This window comes from Pseudomonas sp. AL03 (assembly GCF_029960815.1).
GTDB lineage: Bacteria > Pseudomonadota > Gammaproteobacteria > Pseudomonadales > Pseudomonadaceae > Aquipseudomonas.
In genome coordinates this window covers 13,104-32,093 of record NZ_JASBRE010000016.1, presented here as the reverse complement: position 1 = coordinate 32,093, position 18,990 = coordinate 13,104, and the positions used below count along the sequence as shown (strand labels likewise).

The 18,990-nt window shown below is 58.8% G+C and carries 16 protein-coding genes and 1 tRNA gene; 9 read left to right on the top strand and 8 right to left on the bottom strand.

The annotated features are described in order from the left end of the window. Positions 1–17: 17 nt before the first annotated feature. Positions 18–1,361: a SidA/IucD/PvdA family monooxygenase gene (locus tag QK293_RS16500; protein WP_282378806.1), complete on the bottom strand. Its 1,344-nt coding sequence runs from the start codon at positions 1,359–1,361 to the stop codon at positions 18–20. A gap of 129 nt (positions 1,362–1,490) precedes the next feature. Further along, positions 1,491–2,114: a glutathione S-transferase family protein gene (locus QK293_RS16495; RefSeq protein WP_282378803.1), complete on the bottom strand. Its 624-nt coding sequence runs from the start codon at positions 2,112–2,114 to the stop codon at positions 1,491–1,493. 83 nt (positions 2,115–2,197) lie between these two features. Here QK293_RS16495 and QK293_RS16490 point away from each other — a divergent pair, with 83 nt between their 5' ends. Beyond that, on the top strand, positions 2,198–3,043 hold the full coding sequence (locus tag QK293_RS16490; RefSeq protein WP_282378801.1) for an AraC family transcriptional regulator: 846 nt from the start codon (positions 2,198–2,200) through the stop codon (positions 3,041–3,043). An 87-nt stretch (positions 3,044–3,130) separates the two neighbouring features. On the opposite strand, the gene QK293_RS16485 is transcribed toward QK293_RS16490, so the two are convergent. Continuing rightward, on the bottom strand, positions 3,131–4,348 hold the full coding sequence (locus QK293_RS16485; protein ID WP_282378798.1) for an MFS transporter: 1,218 nt from the start codon (positions 4,346–4,348) through the stop codon (positions 3,131–3,133). A gap of 332 nt (positions 4,349–4,680) precedes the next feature. On the opposite strand from QK293_RS16485, the gene QK293_RS16480 reads away from it, so the two are divergent. After that, positions 4,681–6,738, top strand: a complete 2,058-nt coding sequence (locus tag QK293_RS16480) for a methyl-accepting chemotaxis protein (protein ID WP_282378796.1) — start codon at positions 4,681–4,683, stop codon at positions 6,736–6,738. A gap of 116 nt (positions 6,739–6,854) precedes the next feature. Continuing rightward, a tRNA-Met gene (locus QK293_RS16475) sits at positions 6,855–6,931 on the top strand. A 97-nt stretch (positions 6,932–7,028) separates the two neighbouring features. Here the strand turns inward: QK293_RS16475 and QK293_RS16470 are convergent. After that, the gene (locus QK293_RS16470; protein ID WP_282378794.1) at positions 7,029–8,138 is read right to left on the bottom strand and encodes a DUF2817 domain-containing protein; all 1,110 of its coding nucleotides are present in this window, start codon (positions 8,136–8,138) and stop codon (positions 7,029–7,031) included. A gap of 164 nt (positions 8,139–8,302) precedes the next feature. On the opposite strand from QK293_RS16470, the gene ggt reads away from it, so the two are divergent. From ggt to QK293_RS16455, 3 genes are all read left to right on the top strand, one after another. Next, entirely contained in the window at positions 8,303–10,135 is a 1,833-nt protein-coding gene (ggt, locus tag QK293_RS16465; RefSeq protein WP_282378792.1) for a gamma-glutamyltransferase, read from the top strand. Positions 10,136–10,411: 276 nt separating this feature from the next. Continuing rightward, positions 10,412–10,714, top strand: coding sequence for a type II toxin-antitoxin system HigB family toxin (locus QK293_RS16460; protein ID WP_282378790.1), 303 nt, complete (start codon positions 10,412–10,414; stop codon positions 10,712–10,714). 3 nt (positions 10,715–10,717) lie between these two features. After that, positions 10,718–11,089 carry a helix-turn-helix domain-containing protein gene (locus QK293_RS16455; RefSeq protein WP_282378788.1) on the top strand — a complete coding sequence of 124 codons (372 nt, stop codon included), beginning with the start codon at positions 10,718–10,720 and terminating at the stop codon, positions 11,087–11,089. Positions 11,090–11,232: 143 nt separating this feature from the next. On the opposite strand, the gene ddlA is transcribed toward QK293_RS16455, so the two are convergent. Together ddlA and QK293_RS16445 are read right to left on the bottom strand one after the other, a co-directional pair. Next, the gene (ddlA, locus tag QK293_RS16450) at positions 11,233–12,327 is read right to left on the bottom strand and encodes a D-alanine--D-alanine ligase (RefSeq protein ID WP_282378787.1); all 1,095 of its coding nucleotides are present in this window, start codon (positions 12,325–12,327) and stop codon (positions 11,233–11,235) included. A 10-nt stretch (positions 12,328–12,337) separates the two neighbouring features. Next, positions 12,338–12,979 carry a LysE family transporter gene (locus tag QK293_RS16445; protein ID WP_282378786.1) on the bottom strand — a complete coding sequence of 214 codons (642 nt, stop codon included), beginning with the start codon at positions 12,977–12,979 and terminating at the stop codon, positions 12,338–12,340. A gap of 150 nt (positions 12,980–13,129) precedes the next feature. On the opposite strand from QK293_RS16445, the gene QK293_RS16440 reads away from it, so the two are divergent. Both QK293_RS16440 and QK293_RS16435 read left to right on the top strand, forming a co-directional pair. Beyond that, positions 13,130–13,939: an AraC family transcriptional regulator gene (locus QK293_RS16440; protein ID WP_282378785.1), complete on the top strand. Its 810-nt coding sequence runs from the start codon at positions 13,130–13,132 to the stop codon at positions 13,937–13,939. Between the two features lie 77 nt (positions 13,940–14,016). Beyond that, entirely contained in the window at positions 14,017–14,385 is a 369-nt protein-coding gene (locus QK293_RS16435) for a cupin domain-containing protein (RefSeq protein ID WP_282378784.1), read from the top strand. A gap of 123 nt (positions 14,386–14,508) precedes the next feature. Here the strand turns inward: QK293_RS16435 and QK293_RS16430 are convergent, their stop codons facing one another. Both QK293_RS16430 and QK293_RS16425 read right to left on the bottom strand, forming a co-directional pair. Continuing rightward, entirely contained in the window at positions 14,509–15,825 is a 1,317-nt protein-coding gene (locus QK293_RS16430) for a PAS domain-containing methyl-accepting chemotaxis protein (RefSeq protein ID WP_282378783.1), read from the bottom strand. A gap of 129 nt (positions 15,826–15,954) precedes the next feature. Next, complete coding sequence (locus tag QK293_RS16425) at positions 15,955–17,268, bottom strand: MFS transporter (protein WP_282378782.1); 1,314 nt, start codon at positions 17,266–17,268, stop codon at positions 15,955–15,957. A gap of 200 nt (positions 17,269–17,468) precedes the next feature. Between QK293_RS16425 and QK293_RS16420 the strand changes: the two genes are divergently transcribed. Then, complete coding sequence (locus QK293_RS16420; RefSeq protein ID WP_282378780.1) at positions 17,469–18,887, top strand: TIGR00366 family protein; 1,419 nt, start codon at positions 17,469–17,471, stop codon at positions 18,885–18,887. The last annotated feature ends 103 nt before the right edge of the window (positions 18,888–18,990 follow it).

Here is an 18,990-nt window from a genome sequence, read left to right as displayed (position 1 = left end):
TTCGATTCAATCGCGACTCAGGCTATTTTTTCTGCGCCCTCTTCCAGCCCCAGTTGCTCGCTCAACGAACTGAAAATATCTCGGGCACGCAAAGACAACAGGCTGAAGGAGCCGGCATCGCCGTAGCCGTGGGACGACTCGCACAAGCCATTGAGGTAAAGGGCTGGCAAGCTGCAACCCTTGCGCGCAGACAGGCGATAATCGCGACCGATGCGAATCACGCCCTGGGCATCACAGTCCAGGCTTTCGGCAAGGTCTTGCAGAATGATTGGGAAACGCTCGTCCTGTGCGCCCGTGCCCAGGTTGCGGAACCCCGTGGCTAGCACGACAGCGTCGAGGTCAGGCAGTTGTTCGGCGGTTTGGCCTTGAGTGTCGAGTACCGTCAACGAATAGCCCTGCGCCGTGGGTGTGCAATGCTGGATTTCGCTGAAGTTCTTGATCGTAATCCTGTTTTTACCCTGCAACTTGTCTTCATACATCCCCACATACAACTCTGCGATCACGTCGGCGTCGGCAGCGGAATAGTTGGTGTAATGCAGGTGGCGGTTGATGTTCTTTTTCGCCTCGGCGGAGCTGTTGTAGTACTCGTCGACAAAGGACGGAAAGTACACGTGCTCGCTGAACTGGCTGGTGTCCTTGAGGCGGAAACCATAGCCGCGCTGCACGTTGATGATTTCCAGTTGCGGGTAGCTATGGCGCAGGTGCAGCATGATCTCGATCGCACTCTGACTGCCGCCGACCACCGCGACCCTTTTCAGCTCGCGCTGTTGGGCCAGTTGTGCCAAACGCCCGAGGTACTGGGTCAGATGGAAAACCTGATCCGGGGCGCAGTCTGCGAACACTTGCGGGATCACCGGCGTACGACCCGGTGCGAGCACCAGCGAACGGGCAAAAAACTGATTTCCGGCCTGAGTAGTCACGCAATACAGGTTGCTTAAAGGGTCCACCTGAATGGTCGTCACCGCCTGGCTGTAAGCCACATCCTTGGCAAAGAAACCCGCAACCCAGCGCACGTACTCCGCGAATTCGCTGCGTAGGGGAAACTCCAGACCTAGGTTTAGGTGCTCAAAAAGCCGATCATTTTCGAACAGGAAATTGGTGAAGGTGTAGCGGCTACGAGGGTTGCGCGGGGTCACCAGGTCGCGGCTCGGATGATTCTGAATATCGCTGCCCGACAGCATCATCTCCGGTTGCCATTTCGTACTGGAATGGCGCTCAAGAAATAGTCGCGTCCCGGCAAACTCCAATTCTTCCAAAGCAATGGCCAATGCGATATTAGCCGGCCCGAAACCTATTCCGATTACATCATAGACTTGTCCGTCACGTCCCGAATCCCTGGCATTAACTTTATGAACGCTCATAACTTCTCCCCACCTTGCAACAAATATCAGACTCGACAAAGCAGAAAAGCACCAAAGGTCTTTTCTGCCACGAGTCAAAAAAACAACTAATTTTTAATTGGCTTTAGTAGTTATCAGCAACACAGCTCTTTAAACTTCTTGCGCGGCCAACTTCAACCATTGTTGTACCGGTGCATAACCCAGAATGTTTTCGACATAGCCCTGCAGTTGTGCAGGGATGGCAATACCATAACGACGGAAGCGGAACACCACTGGAACAAACATCGCATCAACAATGCCGAAGTCACCGCAGAGGAACTGTGTTGAACCACTCACCTCACGGAGCTGATTCCAGATAGCGAATACCCGCATGATTTCCTCTCGGGTCTCGGCGGTTAGGCTTTCTGGGATGTCACCGGTGTTCAGGCCAAACGACATCTGCGTGCGCAGGTGGGTGAAACCGGAGTGCATCTCTGCCGCAGCGGCTCGTGCCAGGGCCTTGACCCGTGAATCTTGAGGCCAAAGGTTGGCGGCCGGATATGTGCCGGCAATGTATTCGCTGATGGCCAGGCTGTCGTTGATGACGACATCATCAAGCAGCAGCGCCGGCACCTTGCCGGAAGGCGAGTGCTCCAGAATGCGCTGGCGGGTGTCGCTTTGTTCCAGTTTGATCTGAAGGGTTTCAAATGCGACATCCGCTGTCACAAGCACCAGCCACGCACGAAAGGACCATGAAGACTTATTAAAATCCCCAACTACCAGTTTTGTAGACATCGCATCCCCTAGCTTGTGTTATGAAATAGGTGCTAAATTTAGCGGCCTTTTTTTCATACGTATTGCACAAAACTGGACAATTCATGGACGAGAATCGCCGCAACAAAGCCCCTCAAAAAGACAAGGACTTTGTTCAATTCTGGCGTATACCCGAAGGCGACTGTGAGTTGCTATCTGCGCGTTACAGCACTCAATCTTTCGGCCGACATTCACATGACCGATACGCTATCGGCGTTATAAGTAGCGGTGTCGAAAAACTTTTTTATCGCGGCAGTTACTACATGGGGGTCGCTGGCAGTGTGGTCACCATTACCCCCGGGGAGATCCACGACGGCTTGCCAGGCCATGATGAGGGCTGGATGTATCGAATGCTCTATATCGACCCCGAATGGGTCAATCGGATGGTGTTCCAAGGGCGTTTTTCAGACGATCATATTCATCTTTTTCAAACAGCTCTGAGCCAGGCCCCCGACTTCGCCCGGACCTTTCTGCATCAACATCAAATCATTGAAAAATCCCCCTCCAGCCTTGAACGGGAAACTATCCTGCTGGATCTGGTGACGCAGGTCTTCGAGCGCAGCGGAGCGCCCATCGAACCAGTCAGTGCGGCTGAGCAGCACGCAGTGCAAAAGATCAAGAGGAAGCTCGAAGACGAGTTCGACAAACATCTGTCTCTGGATGAACTGGCGCAATTGGTGAACCTTGACCCTCTTTACCTGATCCGGGTGTTCAAAAAAAGCGTTGGCGTCTCCCCCCACAGCTTTCAAATCCAGAAAAGAATCGCCCAGGTCCAAAAACTGCTGCGCACCGGGTCCAGTCTCGCAGAAGCGTCATTCACTTGCGGCTTCTTCGATCAAAGCCACATGACCCGAGCCTTCAAAAAAGTAGTCGGCATCACACCCGGCAGTTTCCGCAACAGCAGTTCCTGAGCCTGTAACCCAGTGATTTGCGCATAGGGCATCACGGCTGTTGACGCCCGTTTCAACATTACTCGTTTCTATACCGGTCGGTCCGGGTCAGACTTTTTTGGTCCGTGGCAAGAAGATCGCCAACACCCCGAACAACGGCAAGAACGAACACAGGAAGTACACGTATTCGATACCGTGGATATCCGCCAGATGCCCGAGCAACGCTGCGCCAATCCCGCCGAAGCCGAACATCAGGCCAAAGAACACCCCGGCAATCATCCCGACGTTACCCGGCACCAGTTCCTGGGCGTAGACCACAATGGCAGAGAACGCCGAGGCCAGAATGAAACCGATCACCACGCTCAACACACTGGTCCAGAACAGGTCCACGTGGGGCAGCAACAGGGTGAACGGTGCGACGCCGAGAATCGAGAACCAGATCACCGCCTTGCGCCCGATCTTGTCGCCAATCGGTCCACCGAAGAAAGTCCCCGCCGCCACCGCTCCGAGAAACAGGAACAGGTGCAGCTGCGAACTGGCCACCGACAGGTCGAATTTCTCGATCAGGTAGAACGTGAAGTAACTGGTAAAACTGGCCATGTAGAAATACTTGGAGAACACCAGCAATCCGAGCACCACCAACGCACTGATCACCCGACGTTTCGATAAGCCGTGAGTCGCCGCCTGACCTTGCTTAAGCTTGAACAGGCTCAAGTGGTGGGCGTACCAACGGCTAATCCGATAGAGCACGAACAGCGCAAACACGGCGAACAAACTGAACCAGGCCACATGGCCCTGACCGTAAGGAATGACAATCGCTGCGGCGAGCAACGGCCCAAAGGCCGAGCCCGCATTACCACCGACCTGAAAGGTCGATTGCGCCAACCCGAAGCGCCCACCCGAAGCCAGCCGCGCCACGCGAGAAGCTTCCGGGTGAAAGGTCGAGGAGCCGATACCGATCAACCCGGCCGCCAGCAGTATCATCGGAAAGCTGCCCACCACTGACATCATCAGAATGCCGATCAACGTGCAGACTGTCCCGGCCGGTAGTAGCCAGGGTTTAGGGTGCCGATCGGTGTGATAACCCACCCACGGCTGCAACAGCGAAGCCGTCAGCTGGAACGTCAAAGTGATCAAGCCAACCTGGGTGAAGGTCAGGCCATAGTTGGCCTTGAGCATCGGATAGATCGACGGCAGCACCGACTGGATCAGGTCGTTGATCAAATGCGCCAGCGCCACCGCGCCAATAATGCGCATGACCAAAGGGCTGCTTTGTGAAGTCGCGGATGCCGGCACTGTGCCAGTCCGGGCATTGCTGATAGCCATAAGAGTTTCCGTACAACAGATGGGTGCACACAGGCAGGTGCGTCAATGTGCCATTTTTCAGTGCATCAGCGCCATCCCCTTAGCCTGCTAACGACCTCGGCTTTCATCGCTCAAAAGGTGATAGCGCAACGCCATGGTCTGAATCTTGCCTCTGTAATCCGCTTCACCGCGGCCCCTTACAAAGGGGACCGAGAATGGGAAGTTTCGCCACAGAGTCGGCCTACAGAGCTGACGAGGGTGAACTTTCGAGGCCTTTTATAAGGGCACACGTCGCGGCCGCAACGGTCTCGACGCACGCCGATGGTGCGTGGTGTCCAGAGGAGTTTTGGGGCATGCAGGCTTTTTTATCACCGGGGATCGGGTTGCTGGGGCGTTTTGGCTTCGCACGCAAATTTCAGCTGTTGTTCCTGCTGTTTATCCTGCCGCTGACGGGCAGTCTGTGGATGATCGGTCAGGACTATCGCGACAAACTGAACCTGATCTCCGGCGAACGTGCCGGGGTTCGGCAACTGCTTGCCCTGGATGCTCTCGATAACCTGCTCGCCGCCCAGCGTGACCGCGCGGCTCGCTGGCGCGCCACAGAAACCAATCGCCAGCCGACGCCAGCGACTATCGCGGCGATGGCCGCGTTCGATGCGGTTCAGCCAGCCCTCGCCCAAGCCACCTCGGACCTCGGCAACGCGCTGCAAACCGAAGGCGCCGAGGGCGAAACCCTGGCCCGTTATCAAACCCTGCAAACCACCCTCAACGGCCTGGACTCGAAAAGCCTGAGCAGCGTCGGTTGGTGGCCGGACGGTTACGATCGGTTCACCAATGCCTTAAGTGCCCTGCAAGCCTTGCGCGAGCAGATCGCCATGGATACTCGCCTGACCCTCGCGCCGTGGCTGGAAACTTATCTGCTGACCCAGATTTCCACGCAGCACGCACCCGACCTGATTGAACGAGTCGGCCGCCTTGCCAGCGTCGGTCAGGCATCAGTGGTGTCTGGACAGTTCACTCTGCAACGCCGTCTGCAATTGCGCGACTTGCGCAGCCGCATCGGCGATGCCAGGGAGCAGCTTGTCAAAACCGCGAGCCTGCTGGAGGCGCGGCTGCCCAGCGCGTTGCAAGCCTGGTCCGGGCAATACCATGACAGCCTCAAGCACCTGGACGCCGCGTTGAAAGCCCTCGATGACGGCGTGTTCGGCGGCAGCATCAAGCTCAAGCCGGAAGAGTTCGAACGCAATCTCGACGCCCTGCTCTCCGATTTCGCTTCGTTGCGTCAGCAGTCGCTGGTGTCGCTGGATCAGCGTCTGGATTACTACCACGGTTCGGCCATTCGCCAGTTCATCCTCGTCGCGACAATTTTTGGCTGTCTGCTCTTGGCCGCGCTGTACCTGTTCATCTGCTTGCAGGCCTCGATCCGTCGCAGCGCCAGCGGCATCACCCTGCTGGCCGAAGCCTTGCGTGACGGCAATCTGAGCCTTCAAGTACCGGTGCAGGGCCGCGACGAACTGGCCGCCATCAGCACCGCCCTCAATGTTGCGGTAGTGCAGCTGCGCAATAGTCTGCTGGGGGTCGATCATGAAACCTTGCAGCTGAGCAACGCGGTGCGCACCCTCAACCATCACTCCAGCGGTGCCTTGGGGGAAGTCGAAGCTCAGCAGTTGCAGATCAGCCAGATCGCCGCGGCCGCCACACAATTGGCCGCCACCTCGCAAGGGGTTGCCCAGAGTTGCGAGCAGGCCTCCGGCAGCGCTCAGCACACCCAGCGCATCGCCGCCGACAGCAGCCGTGACAGCCAGCGCACGACGGCAAGCATTCAGCAACTCAATCAGCGCTTGAACGACACCGCCGCAGCACTGGGTCGGGTCAGTGAGCAGGGGCAGCAGATTCAATTGGTGGTGGACACCATTCGCGGGGTTGCCGAGCAGACGAATCTGTTGGCACTTAACGCCGCCATCGAGGCCGCTCGCGCGGGTGAGCAAGGTCGCGGTTTTGCGGTGGTGGCCGACGAAGTGCGCAGCCTGTCACAACGCACCCAGTCCTCCACCGCGCAGATTGCCGGCACAGTCGACAGCTTGCGCAACACAGTGAACGAAGCGGTAAGCTTGATGGAAGCCGCCTGCGGTCAGGCTCAATCCGACGCTGAAGCCGTCACTGGCCTGGGCGAACGGTTGGGGGAAATTGCCGATGCCGTGCAAAGCGTTACCGACACGCTGGCGCAGATCGCCACAGCGGTCGACGAGCAAGCGACCACCGCCGACGAAGTCAGCGGCAACATCCAGCAAGTCGATCAGGCGGCGGTACGCTTGCTCGAAGGCGCGCGGGCGGTGAACCTGGCGGCGGACACCTTGAGTCAAGGCAGCAAGGCCTTGAGTGCCAATACCGGGAGATTTCAGCTCAGTTGACGCCCTCCCCTGGCGCGTTTTTTCGGCTCAGGTGGATAAGCGGTTGAAAGCGTAGAGAAATATTTTAGATTTACGCTTGACACATCATCGTTACGAGCCAATAATGCGCGCCACTTGGCTACATAGCTCAGTTGGTTAGAGCATAGCATTCATAATGCTGGGGTCCGGGGTTCAAGTCCCTGTGTAGCCACCAAGTACTAAAAACGGCTTACCGAAAGGTAGGCCGTTTTTTTATGCCTCGAAAAAAGTGCCCCGCATAAACAGCGCGCCGAGCCACCCAATAAGTCGCATCAGGAACAAATCGCCGGCAACGCTGACAACGCCCGCTCCCATATCTGCCAGGTACGCAGCCAGACCATCGCCTGCCAGTCGCTGTCAGCGGGATAGAACTGCTCAAGCAGATTCAGTTTTATCGCGCGCCCCACGCCATCATTTGGATTGCCGTGCAGGTGCAGCCAGTGATCGTCGCGCAAGTGACGATGAACCTCGGCGCCGGGATACGTCCCGCACTCAATCACAAACGGCATCAACCGTACGTGCGGCAGCGCATTGATCAACGCCTGCGAGGTGTAGCCGGTGGCGGTGGCCGCAACACCGGTTTCGCTCAGCGTGTCGGCGCCGGTCAGCAGCGTGTAGAGCCACGGGCCGTAAATGGCCTGCGCATCCGCAAGCGCCGGATAGGCAGCCTCGGTAATGGTCAGCAACATCGGATGACCATACTCTCCGGCGCCGGTGTGCAAGTCGAAACACATGGCCACTTCGGCATGGGAGACATGCTTTTGAAGGATCTGATGCAACGTACGGTTCGACCAGCTCGGTGCCCGTCCGCCGTAAAACAAACCATCGGGATGACAGTGCTGGCCGCCCTCGACAATCGACATCACCGCTGGCCAGCCGTGTTCGCCGATCTGCGCATTGAGCAACGCATCGGCGCGATCACGCTCAGGGCCTTGCAACTCCGTGCACGCATAGATTTCATGCAGCGCTGCATAGGCTTGGTTATCCGGCAATGCGTGGTCGAAGTTCAGGTGATTGCGATTCAGGTCGATGTTGTCTTCGTTGACTCGACGCAGCCACGCAGTGCCCCAGGGATTGATCAGGTGGATCATCACCACCGCGACATCGGCCGGCAACGAACGCTTGCCCAACGCCTGCAACCACTTGATCTGACATCCCGAACCATAGAAGCCTTCAACGCCGTGAGTGCCGCTCAGCGCAATTAGCAAACGCTTCGCGCCCGGATCACCAAGCACCGCCACATCGGTGCTCAGTGACTCACCGAACGGCCCGTTGAGTGGATGCGGGTACTCGGTCAGCGCCGCACCGGCCGCGGTCGCAGCGGCCAGGAATTGATCACGCTGAGTGCGGTAACTTGGCTGTGTGGGGAACTCGGTCTGCATGTCTGCCTCTTGTTGATCTTCTGGCCAGTCTGTTGCCTCGACCCTACAGAAAATCCTCCACTTCATGAAGGACGAAAGTGTCTTTGCTGTAGGCCTTGGTTTGCGTCGCTCCCTGTCGGCCGATAAAGTCCCCTGATCTTTCCCACGGACGGAGTGCCCCCCACGTGTTCTCAGCCTTCCACTTGAGCCACTATCGCCTGTCAGCCCTTTCGCTGATCGCTGCTGCTTTAACCCTCGCAGCCTGTAGCGCCCCGACCACTTCGACGTTGCCTGTTGCGCCGGAAATCGCTTCGGGTTATCGCGCCGATCTGCAGACCCAATACGCCTCAAAACACATGGCGGCCGCGGCCAATCCGCTGGCGGCCGAGGCCGGACGGGAGATGTTGCGTCAGGGCGGTTCGGCAATCGATGCCGCGATTGCGATGCAGGCCGTGCTGACGCTGGTCGAGCCGCAATCCTCGGGCATTGGCGGTGGCGCGTTGATCGTGCTGTGGGATGGCAAGGCCGTGCGCACTTATGACGGTCGCGAAACCGCTCCGGCCGGTGCCACCGAGAAGCTTTTCCTGCAAGCCGACGGCAAACCGATGCCCTTCACCCAGGCGCAGATTGGCGGCCGTTCGGTGGGGACACCGGGCGTGTTGCGGGCACTTGAGTTGGCCCATCAGAAACACGGTCACCTGCCGTGGGCGCAGCTGTTCGAACCGGCCATCAAACTCGCGGAGCAAGGTTTCGCCATCTCGCCACGCCTTCACCAGTTGATCGCCTCGGACTCGTCCATTCGACGCTCGCCGGACATGGCGGGCTACTTCTTGAATGCCGATGGCAGCCCGAAAGCCGTCGGCACGGCCCTGAAAAACCCGGCACTGGCCGCTGTGTTCAAACGCATCGCCAAGGAAGGACCGGATGCGTTGTACAAAGGCCCCATCGCACAAGAGATCGTCGCCAAGGTTCAGGGCCACGCCAACCCCGGCAGCCTGTCGCTGAACGACCTCAACGGCTACAGCGCCAAGGAGCGCGCGCCGCTGTGCACCGACTACAAACGCTGGCAGGTCTGCGGCATGCCGCCACCGTCTTCGGGCGGGATCGCCGTGGCGCAGATCCTCGGCACCTTGCAGGCTCTGGAATCCCGTGACCCGCGTTTTGCCCTAGCGCCACTAAAGCCGGTCAAGACAAACAAACCTGCGGGTATTGAACCGACGCCTGAAGCCGTGCACCTGATCTCCGAGGCCGAGCGCCTGGCCTACGCCGACCGCGCGCTGTACGTGGCCGACGCCGACTTCGTACCCGTCCCCGTCAAAGGTCTGGTGGACCCGACTTACCTGGCCAGCCGCGCCGCGCTGATCGGGGATCGCAGCATGGGCACCGCCAAACCCGGCACCCCGCCTGGCATTCAGGTCGCCTACGCGCCGGATCGCTCGCCACTGCGCATCTCCACCTCGCAAGTGGTGGCGGTGGATGACGAAGGCGGCGCCGTGTCGATGACCACCACCGTGGAAGCCGCGTTCGGCTCGCACCTGATGGTCCAGGGCTTCCTGCTCAACAACCAGATGACCGACTTCTCGTTCATCCCCGAGGAGAATGGCCAGAAGGTTGCCAACCGCGTCGAACCCGGAAAGCGCCCACGCTCATCCATGGCACCGACCCTGATTTTCGACCGCCAGAGCGGCGAATTCCTCGCCAGCGTCGGCTCGCCCGGCGGCTCGCAGATCATCGAATACGTCGCCAAATCCGCCATCGGCCTGCTCGACTGGAACCTCGACCCACAAGCCGCCATCAGCCTGCCCAACTTCGGCAGCCGCAACGGCCCGACAGAACTGGAACAGGGGCAGTTCAGCCCGGCGCTGATTCAGGCACTGAAGGACAAAGGGCACAGCGTCAACGAGATCGACATGACCAGCGGGATCCAGGCGATTGTTCGGGTGAAGGATGCTCAGGGGAGAACGTCGTTGGCGGGAGGGGCCGACCCGCGGCGTGAGGGAGCAGCGTTGGGGGATTGAATCGTACGCAGGAATGAGCAAGGGCTTACCGGGAGGTAGGCCTTTTTTTATAGGTAACGAATACTGATCGGCCATCTTGCGCCGCCTTTTCCTACCCACAGATGACTGCTTCTTGGATAGAGTTTGAAGATCAGTTTTTCCCAGTTCCGCGTCTGCCCCAGCTCATCAAATCAGCTGTCGGCAGTGCTTGATTACAGAAGTCGAACTTGCACCTCCGCACATCGGATGCGCCACCACAGACTTGCATCAGTCCCACGACGGGACTAGGATCACTCCATGAGAATCATCGCTATCAGTCAGCTGAAAAGGTTTTGGGAGAAATACCCAGACTCGGAACAATCCTTTCTGGCCTGGATTGATGAGGCAAAAAATGCTGAGTGGAAAGCGCCAACGGACATAAAGGCGCACTTTGCTACCGCCAGTATTCTCAAAAGCCGCAGAGTCGTGTTCAACATCAAGGGCAATGACTTTCGGTTGGTAGTCGCTGTGGCCTATCGCTTCGGCGCCGTGTACATAAAATTTGTCGGCACTCACAAGCAGTACGACACGGTCGACGCTGATACCGTCGAGATGGAGTAACCCATGGACATTCGCCCCATTCACACCGACGAGGACTACCGTGCAGCCCTCAAAAACATGTCAGCGTTGTTCGACAACGAACCAGAGCCTGGCACCCCCGAGGGTGATTACTTCGACATTATGATCACGCTGATCGAAGCCTATGAATCGAAGCGATTTCCCGTGGACCTGCCCAATCCAATCGATGCGATTAAGTTTCGTATGGAGCAGTCCGGCCTGTCTGCTGCAGACCTCGCACCCGCCATTGGTCGCACAAACCGAGTGTATGAAGTGCTCAATGGCAAACGTGCATTGACGCTTCCTATGATCTGGAAACTTCACGATCTATTCGGGATACCCGCGCAGAGCCTGATCAAGCCGGTAAAGCAGGCTTGATCAGGTGCCAGTTGACTCTTGAAAATGCATCAACATGACCCACGGTGCCTTCACCAGCGCGATCGCGTCCCTGCCGACAGCCAGACGTTACGTGCACTGACCTTCATGACGTGTCTCCTCGAATAATTATTGTTGTATTCAGCCTAGCGAGAGATCTTCAGCGCCTGCCGCGCCTTATGCTTCTCCAGCGCCAGTTCGATCAATCGGGTGACCAGCTCGCTGTAAGTCATACCGGTGGCCTGCCATAGCTTGGGGTACATGCTGATGCGGGTGAAGCCGGGCAACGAGTTGATCTCATTGATCAGCACTTCGCCGCTCTCGGTCAGGAACACGTCCACACGCGCCAGCCCCGAACAGCCCAACACCTGAAACGCCTCGACGGCCAGGGCACGAATGCGTTCGTTGGCCTCGATGCTAATGTTGGCGGGCACCACGACTTCCGCTGCTTGAGCGTGGATGTATTTGCTGTCATAGGAATAGAACCCGCTGCGCACCACAATCTCGCCACAACCGCTGGCGATGGCGTCTTCATTGCCGAGCACCGCGCATTCAATCTCGCGGCCACTGACGGCGGACTCGACCAAGACTTTCTCATCGAAACCCAGTGCCAGCTCTACAGCTGCCGCGTACTCGGCTTCGTCATTCACCTTGCTCACGCCCACGGAAGATCCCTGGTTCGCCGGTTTGACGAACAACGGCAAACCGAGTTTGCCTTGCACCTCGGCAAACCCGGTGCGCGTCGCGGTGGCGCGGGTCAGGGTGACGAAGGGCGTGACCGCCAACCCGGCGTCACGCAACAGGCGTTTGCTGATGTCCTTGTCCATGCAGACGGCCGAACCGAGCACGTCGGAACCGACAAACGGCAGATCGGCCATGCGCAGCAGCCCTTGCAGGCAACCGTCTTCGCCCAAGGTGCCGTGGACGATCGGGAAAATCACATCGACGTGACCCAGCAGTTCCTGACTGGAAGTTTCCACCAATTGCTGACTGACCTTGCCCGGCACGACGGCCAGCTCGCGGTTGGACCGGTTGAGGGCGATCAGCGCCGGGTTTTCCTGATTGAGCAGGAAGTTTGAAGGGTCGTTAAGGTGCCAGTGGCCTTGCTTGTCGATGCCGATCAACACCGGCTCGAAGCGCGAACGATCCAGCGCATCGACGATGTTTTTCGCCGATTGCAACGACACTTCGTGTTCAGCCGAACGGCCGCCAAAAATAATGCCTACCCGCAGTTTGCTCATTCAGAACTCCTCAACGATTGGCTAACAGATGCGTCCCGAACAGTAAGTAGCAACTGCCGGCAAAGCGATCCAGCCATTTACGCGAACGATCATAAGCACCCGCGACCCGACAGCTGGCAAACAGCAGTGCCACGCTGCAATACCAACTGAATGACAAGGTCGCCATGGTCAACACGGCCAGCGCCAGCAACATCGGTGGCGGTGAAGCCGGCATGGCAGTGGCGAAAATTGTTGCGACGAACAGCGCGGCCTTCGGATTGGTCATGTTGCCTACAAAGCCCCGGCCATAAGCTGATAGCAGCGTGCGACCTGCCCCATTCAACGAGCTGCTATCGCCCGGCACACTCGGCGTTTTTTGCTTGAACTGCTTCAAACCCAGATAGATCAGGTAACAACCGCCGGCAATCTTGAAACTCAGATAGAGCGTCGGCGCAGCGCTGAACAGCGACTTGATACCCAAACCACCCGCCAACCCCCAAAGCACGGTCCCCGTGGCCACGCCCAGTGCGGCGACAACGCCATGGCGTCTGGAGCAACTGGCGGCCAGTTGTGCGGTGTTGAAGAAGTTCGGCCCCGGCGTCACCACCGCGACCGTCCATAACAGCGCCAACGACAACAACGGAGCGGCGTAGCTCAAGTGGGATAATTCCATGATGTGGGGCGCCTTCGTGGCTTAAGAAATATGCAACACCTTGCAACATTAGTCCGGGGTTTTCTACCCGCCGGGCGATTCGATGGGCAGCAGACAGGCGGCTGGTCAGTGGGGTAACGTATTGCGCAACGAGCTCAAGGCAACACCACCATGGCCAAGCACACGCCTACCATCGACTGGTTCCACCGCGCGCCCGACGTCGGCGGGCTTCAGCGTTTCGAGGCGTTTTTTGCAGGCCACGGCTACGACCTTCACCGCCACGACACCTATGCGATCGGCCACACACTGGCCGGTGTGCAGAGTTTTCAGTACCGCGGTGGCTGGCGCCACAGTCTGCCGGGCGGGACCATGGTGCTGCACCCGGACGAAGTTCACGATGGCGAAGCCGGCACCGAGACCGGTTTCCAGTACCGAATGATGTACATCGAACCGGCGCTGATCCAGCAGATGCTCGGCGGGCAGCCGTTGCCGTTCATCAAGAACGGACTGTCGACCGATCCACGTTTATTCGCCGCCACCGCCGTGCTGCTGCGAAGCCTCGATTGCCCCCTCGATCCACTGGAAGAGCAGGATGCGCTGTTCGATCTGGCTCAAGCCTTGAACAGCGTTTCCGGGGTGCCTGCCACCCGCCAGAGCTTCGACTACGTGGCCGCCGAACGCGCGCGGGAATTCATTCACTGCGCCCTGGATCGCAGCGTGACGCTGGAAGAACTGGCGCATCACAGCGGTCGCGATCGCTGGAGTCTGTCGCGGGATTTTCGCCTGTTGTTCGGCACCAGCCCTTATCGATACCTGACCATGCGCCGCCTCGACCTGGTCCGCTCGCTGCTGATCCAGGGCCAGTCACTGGTCAGCGCCGCGCTGATCGCCGGCTTCACCGATCAAAGCCACATGACCCGGCAGTTCAGCAAAACCTACGGCCTGTCGCCGGCCCGCTGGATGAAAATGCACCGCCGCTGAGCCACGCACAATCGTTCAAGAAGCATGCTCGAAGCGCGGGCTATCGTGGCTTTACGATCAACCACGAGAGCCGCTTCATGAAAGCTTACGAAAGCCTGAATTTCGCAGAAAAAATCGCCAAAATCGGCCCCTACTGGACGCCTCGGGTCATCGCCGAAATGAACGACTACCAGTTCAAGGTGGTGAAACTTCTGGGAGATTTCATCTGGCACGATCACCTTGATACCGACGAAACCTTCATCGTGCTCGAAGGGCAATTACGTATCGACTTTCGCGATGGCCACGTGTTGGTGAACGCCGGCGAAATGTATGTGGTGTCAAAAGGTGTCGAGCACAAACCGTTCGCCGAGCAGGAAGTAAAACTCCTGCTGATCGAACCCAAGGGTGTGCTGAACACTGGCAACGAAGGTGGCGAGCGCACTGCGCAGAATGACGTTTGGGTGTGAAAGGCCGGCTGCTTACGGCTGCAGAGCCTTGGCCAAGGGAACCGGACGGCGGTAAGAAACGCTCATGATGGCTGCTCCTGGGGAAAACGCCGATTGTAGCGATTTCCACCGGGATGGCAGGTATCAAGTTGCCAGCTGATTGGCAAACTGCCCGACCGCGTTCACCACTTTCTGTGCACCGTCCTGAATCTCGACAATCACCGTGCCCGCCTCTGCCGCCAACGCCAGCCCCTGCTCCGCCTGGAGTTTGCCCTCGGTCATCAGCGCCACGGCGTTACGCGCCATGTCCTGGTTCTGACGCACCACGCCGACGATTTCATCGGTTGCCTGGCTGGTACGCGAAGCCAATTGCCGGACCTCATCCGCCACCACCGCGAAACCACGCCCCTGTTCCCCGGCCCGAGCCGCTTCGATGGCCGCGTTGAGCGCCAGCAGGTTGGTCTGTTCGGCAATCCCGCTGATGGTTTTGACAATGGTGCCAATCACCAGCGACTGCTCGTTCAGCGCTTCGATGCCTTCGCCGGCGGTCTGCATATGCCTGGCAAGGTCACGCATCACGTTCACCGCCTGAGTGACCACGGCGTTACCGCGCTGCGCGCTGCTGTCGGTTTGCTGCGAGGTGCTGTAGGCAATGTTCGCCGCTTCGGCGACGGCTTGCTCCTGATTGACCTGATCGGTAATCACCGTGGCGAACTTCACCACTTTGTAGAGTTTATTGTTGGCATCGACCACCGGGTTGTAGGAAGCCTCCAGCCAGACCGCGCGACCGTGGCTGTCGACGCGCTTGAAACGGTCGGCGACGAACTCGCCTGCATTCAAGCGGCGCCAGAAGTCCTGGTACGCGGCGCTGTTGTAATCCTCCGGTTGGCAGAAGGTGCGGTGATGTTTGCCCTTGATCTGCGCCAGGCTGTAGCCCATGCCGCTGAGAAACCGGTCGTTGGCTGCCAGTACGTTGCCATTGAGGTCGAACTCGATCACCGCCGTGGAGCGCACGAGCGCGCCGATCAGGTTCTCATGATCACGGGACGCCTCGATGGTGCGGGTCAGGTCACTGGAGTAAATCGAGAAGTGCTTGATCCGACCGTCCGCGGACCGAACCGGCTGCATGATCGAGCGCAGCCAGGCTTCCTGGCCATTGCCGCGCAACAAACGCACCGTGCCGGCAAAGTGCTCGCCACGGGTCAACGCGACCTTGAAGCGGTGGTGGAATTCGTCCGACTTCACATGGGCCGGGACGATGTCTTCGATGTGTCGGCCGATCAAGTCGTTGCTTTTGTAGAGCAACTCACCGAGGAAATTCTGGTTGACCGATTGAATCCGCCCATCGGTATCGAGGGTCAGGACCAACATCTCGCTTTCCAGACTTTCCTTCACTTGCTGGAGGCTGGAGAGTTCTTCGCGAAGAGCCGACAGCTCCTGCTTCAAGCGTTTGTTGAACATGGGGATACACCGATGGACAGGGATAGAAAGCGGTATGCAGCCTAACCATCGGCCTTGGGGATATTTTCTGAAGAGTGTTTCAGAGTTGCCATACAAAAATAGTTGCTACACGAACGGTCCTACCTTCAATTACATCGCGCCAGCAGGCGAACAGCTTCCAACTTTTGGCATCCGCGTCCCGAAATACGCGGCGCTGCTCACACCCACAGCCCCCATCACCGCGCAGAAGATCACGCAGATCCATGGGCTCCACGGCATCAGACCGATCAGCAACAACGGTGTGATACTCGCCCAGGCGGCGTAGGCGATGTTGTAAGTGAAGGAAATGCCCGAGACACGAATCCGCGCCGGGAACAGGCTGACCATCACCGATGGCACCGCGCCGACCACCCCACAACTGAGACCGGCCACCGCGTACGCCAGACCGATCCAGTTGCCACCGATAATCAGGCAGGTATAGAGCACGCCGATGCCCAGTGGCAGCAGCAGGCTGTAGAGCATCACCGTGCGCCAGGCGCCAATGCGGTCGACCAGCAGCCCGGCGAGTACGCAGCCGATGTTCAGAAAAACAATGCCCAAGGCACTCAAAGCGAAGGTGTGGCTGGCGGTCATACCGAAGGTTTTCTGCATCATGGTCGGGGTGATCACCACGAACACCACCACCGCCGAGGTCAATACGCAGGTGAGAATCATCGCCGGCACCATGGCCAGACGATGCTCACGCAAGACCGTGCGCAGCGGCAGCTCGACGGCTGCATCGCGTTGGGCCTGCATGGCCATAAACACCGGGGTTTCGCTGAGCCAGCGGCGTAGCCAGACGCCGATTACGCCAAACACGCCGCCCAGCAGGAACGGGTAACGCCAAGCGTAATCAAGTATTTCTGCCGGGGTGAATGCCTGTGCCAGGAACGTCGCCGTCAGGGCGCCGATCAGGTAACCAAAGGTCAACCCGGCCTGCAGGAAACCGAGGGCATAACCGCGATGCCCGGCCGGTGCATGCTCGGCGACGAACACCCAGGCGCTCGGCACTTCACCGCCCACCGCCGCGCCCTGGAGGATTCGCAGGGTCAACAGCAGCAGCGGTGCGAAATAACCGATCTGGGCGTAGGTCGGCATGATGCCGATCAACAGGCACGGCAGCGCCATCATCAGGATGCTCAGGCTGAAGACCTTTTTGCGGCCCAGTCGGTCGGCGAAATGCGCCATCAGAATCCCGCCCAACGGCCGCGCCAAATAACCGGTGGCGAAGATCCCGTAGCTTTGCAGCAGACGGAGCCACTCCGGCATTTCTGGCGGGAAGAACAGCTGGCTGAGGGTCAGTGCAAAAAATACGAAAATGATGAAGTCGTAGATTTCCAGCGCGCCGCCAAGCGCCGCAAGGCCGAGGGTCTTGTAATCCGAGCGGGTGAACGGCGCCGGGCGCGAGTGGATGTTGGCAGTCATGAAAAGAACTCTGGCATAGGCAAAAAACCAAGGCGTCCATGGTCTACGCAAACGCGCCAACGGACAACCCGTTACACCAAAGTCCCAAACTCGTAAAACTTCGTCACAAAAAAGGTCGATTGATTTACTGTTGGCAGCTGTCCAGACGGGCGTGTGCGGCCCTGAGGATCACAACAAACATAAAAATTCGAGGTACACCCGTGGCCGCTGATATCGAAGATACCCGCTCTGCCCGCTTTGCCCTGCGCTGCTCAAGCTTTGCCGAACGCTGGTTCCCCGATTCCTGGGTGTTTGCCGCACTGGCGGTGATTATCGTCGCCGTGGCCACCCTGTTTATGGGCGCCAAGCCCATCGACGCCGCCATGGCCTTCGGTGACGGTTTCTGGAGCCTGATCCCGTTCACCATGCAGATGGCTTTCGTGGTGATCGGCGGTTATGTAGTCGCCAGCTCGCCACCGGCGGTGAAACTGATCGACCGGTTGGCGCGGATTCCGAAAGACGGCCGCTCGGCCGTGGCCTGGATTGCGTTGATCTCGATGGTCGCTTCGCTGCTGAACTGGGGGCTGTCGCTGGTGTTTGGCGGTTTGCTGGTGCGCGCCCTCGCCCGTCGTACCGATCTGAAAATGGATTACCGTGCCGCCGGTGCTGCCGCCTATCTGGGCCTCGGAGCAGTGTGGGCCTTGGGCCTGTCCTCGTCCGCCGCGCAATTGCAGGCCAACCCGGCCAGCCTGCCGCCGTCGATTCTGTCGATCACCGGCGTGATTCCTTTCACACAAACGATCTTTCTCTGGCAGTCGGGCGTGATGTTGCTGGCACTGATCGTGATCTCGCTGGTCATTGCCTACGCCACTGCACCCGGCCCGAACTCGGCCCGGGATGCCAAGGCCTGCGGAATCGATCCGAGCTTTAATATGCCGCCATTGCAACCGCGCACCCGCCCCGGCGAATGGCTGGAGCACAGCCCGCTGCTGACGATTTTGCTGGTGCTGCTGGCGGCCGGGTGGCTGTTCCATGAGTTCTCGACTAAACTTGCGATCAGCGCGATTTCCGGGCTGAACACCTACAACTTCCTGTTCATCATGCTCGGCGCCCTGCTGCACTGGCGCCCGCGCAGCTTCCTTGACGCAGTGTCCCGCGCGGTACCGACCACCACGGGTGTCCTGATCCAGTTCCCGTTGTACGGTTCAATCGCCGCGCTGATGACCACCGTCAAAGGCACTGACGCTCAGACGCTGGCTCACCACATCTCGACCTTTTTCGTACAAATCGCGTCCCACGACACCTACGCGCTGCTGATGGGCGTGTATTCAGCGATCCTCGGCTTCTTCATCCCGTCCGGCGGGGGCAAGTGGATCATCGAAGCGCCGTACGTCATGCAAGTGGCCACCGACCTGAACTACCATCTGGGCTGGGCCGTGCAGATCTACAACGCCGCCGAAGCCCTGCCGAACCTGATCAACCCGTTCTACATGCTGCCGTTGCTGGGAGTGCTCGGGTTGAAGGCGCGGGACTTGATCGGGTTTTCGTTCGTGCAACTGCTGGTGCACACCCCGCTGGTGCTGTTTCTGCTGTGGGCGTTGGGGACGACGCTGACGTATACGGCGCCGGTGATGCCATAACGCAAAGAAGGGCCGATATTTCTATCGACCCCTACTTCTTGTTCGGTGCAGTCTGTTTCAGTATGTATGCGCCCCCGAAGCTAAGGGCCCACACGCTGATAAG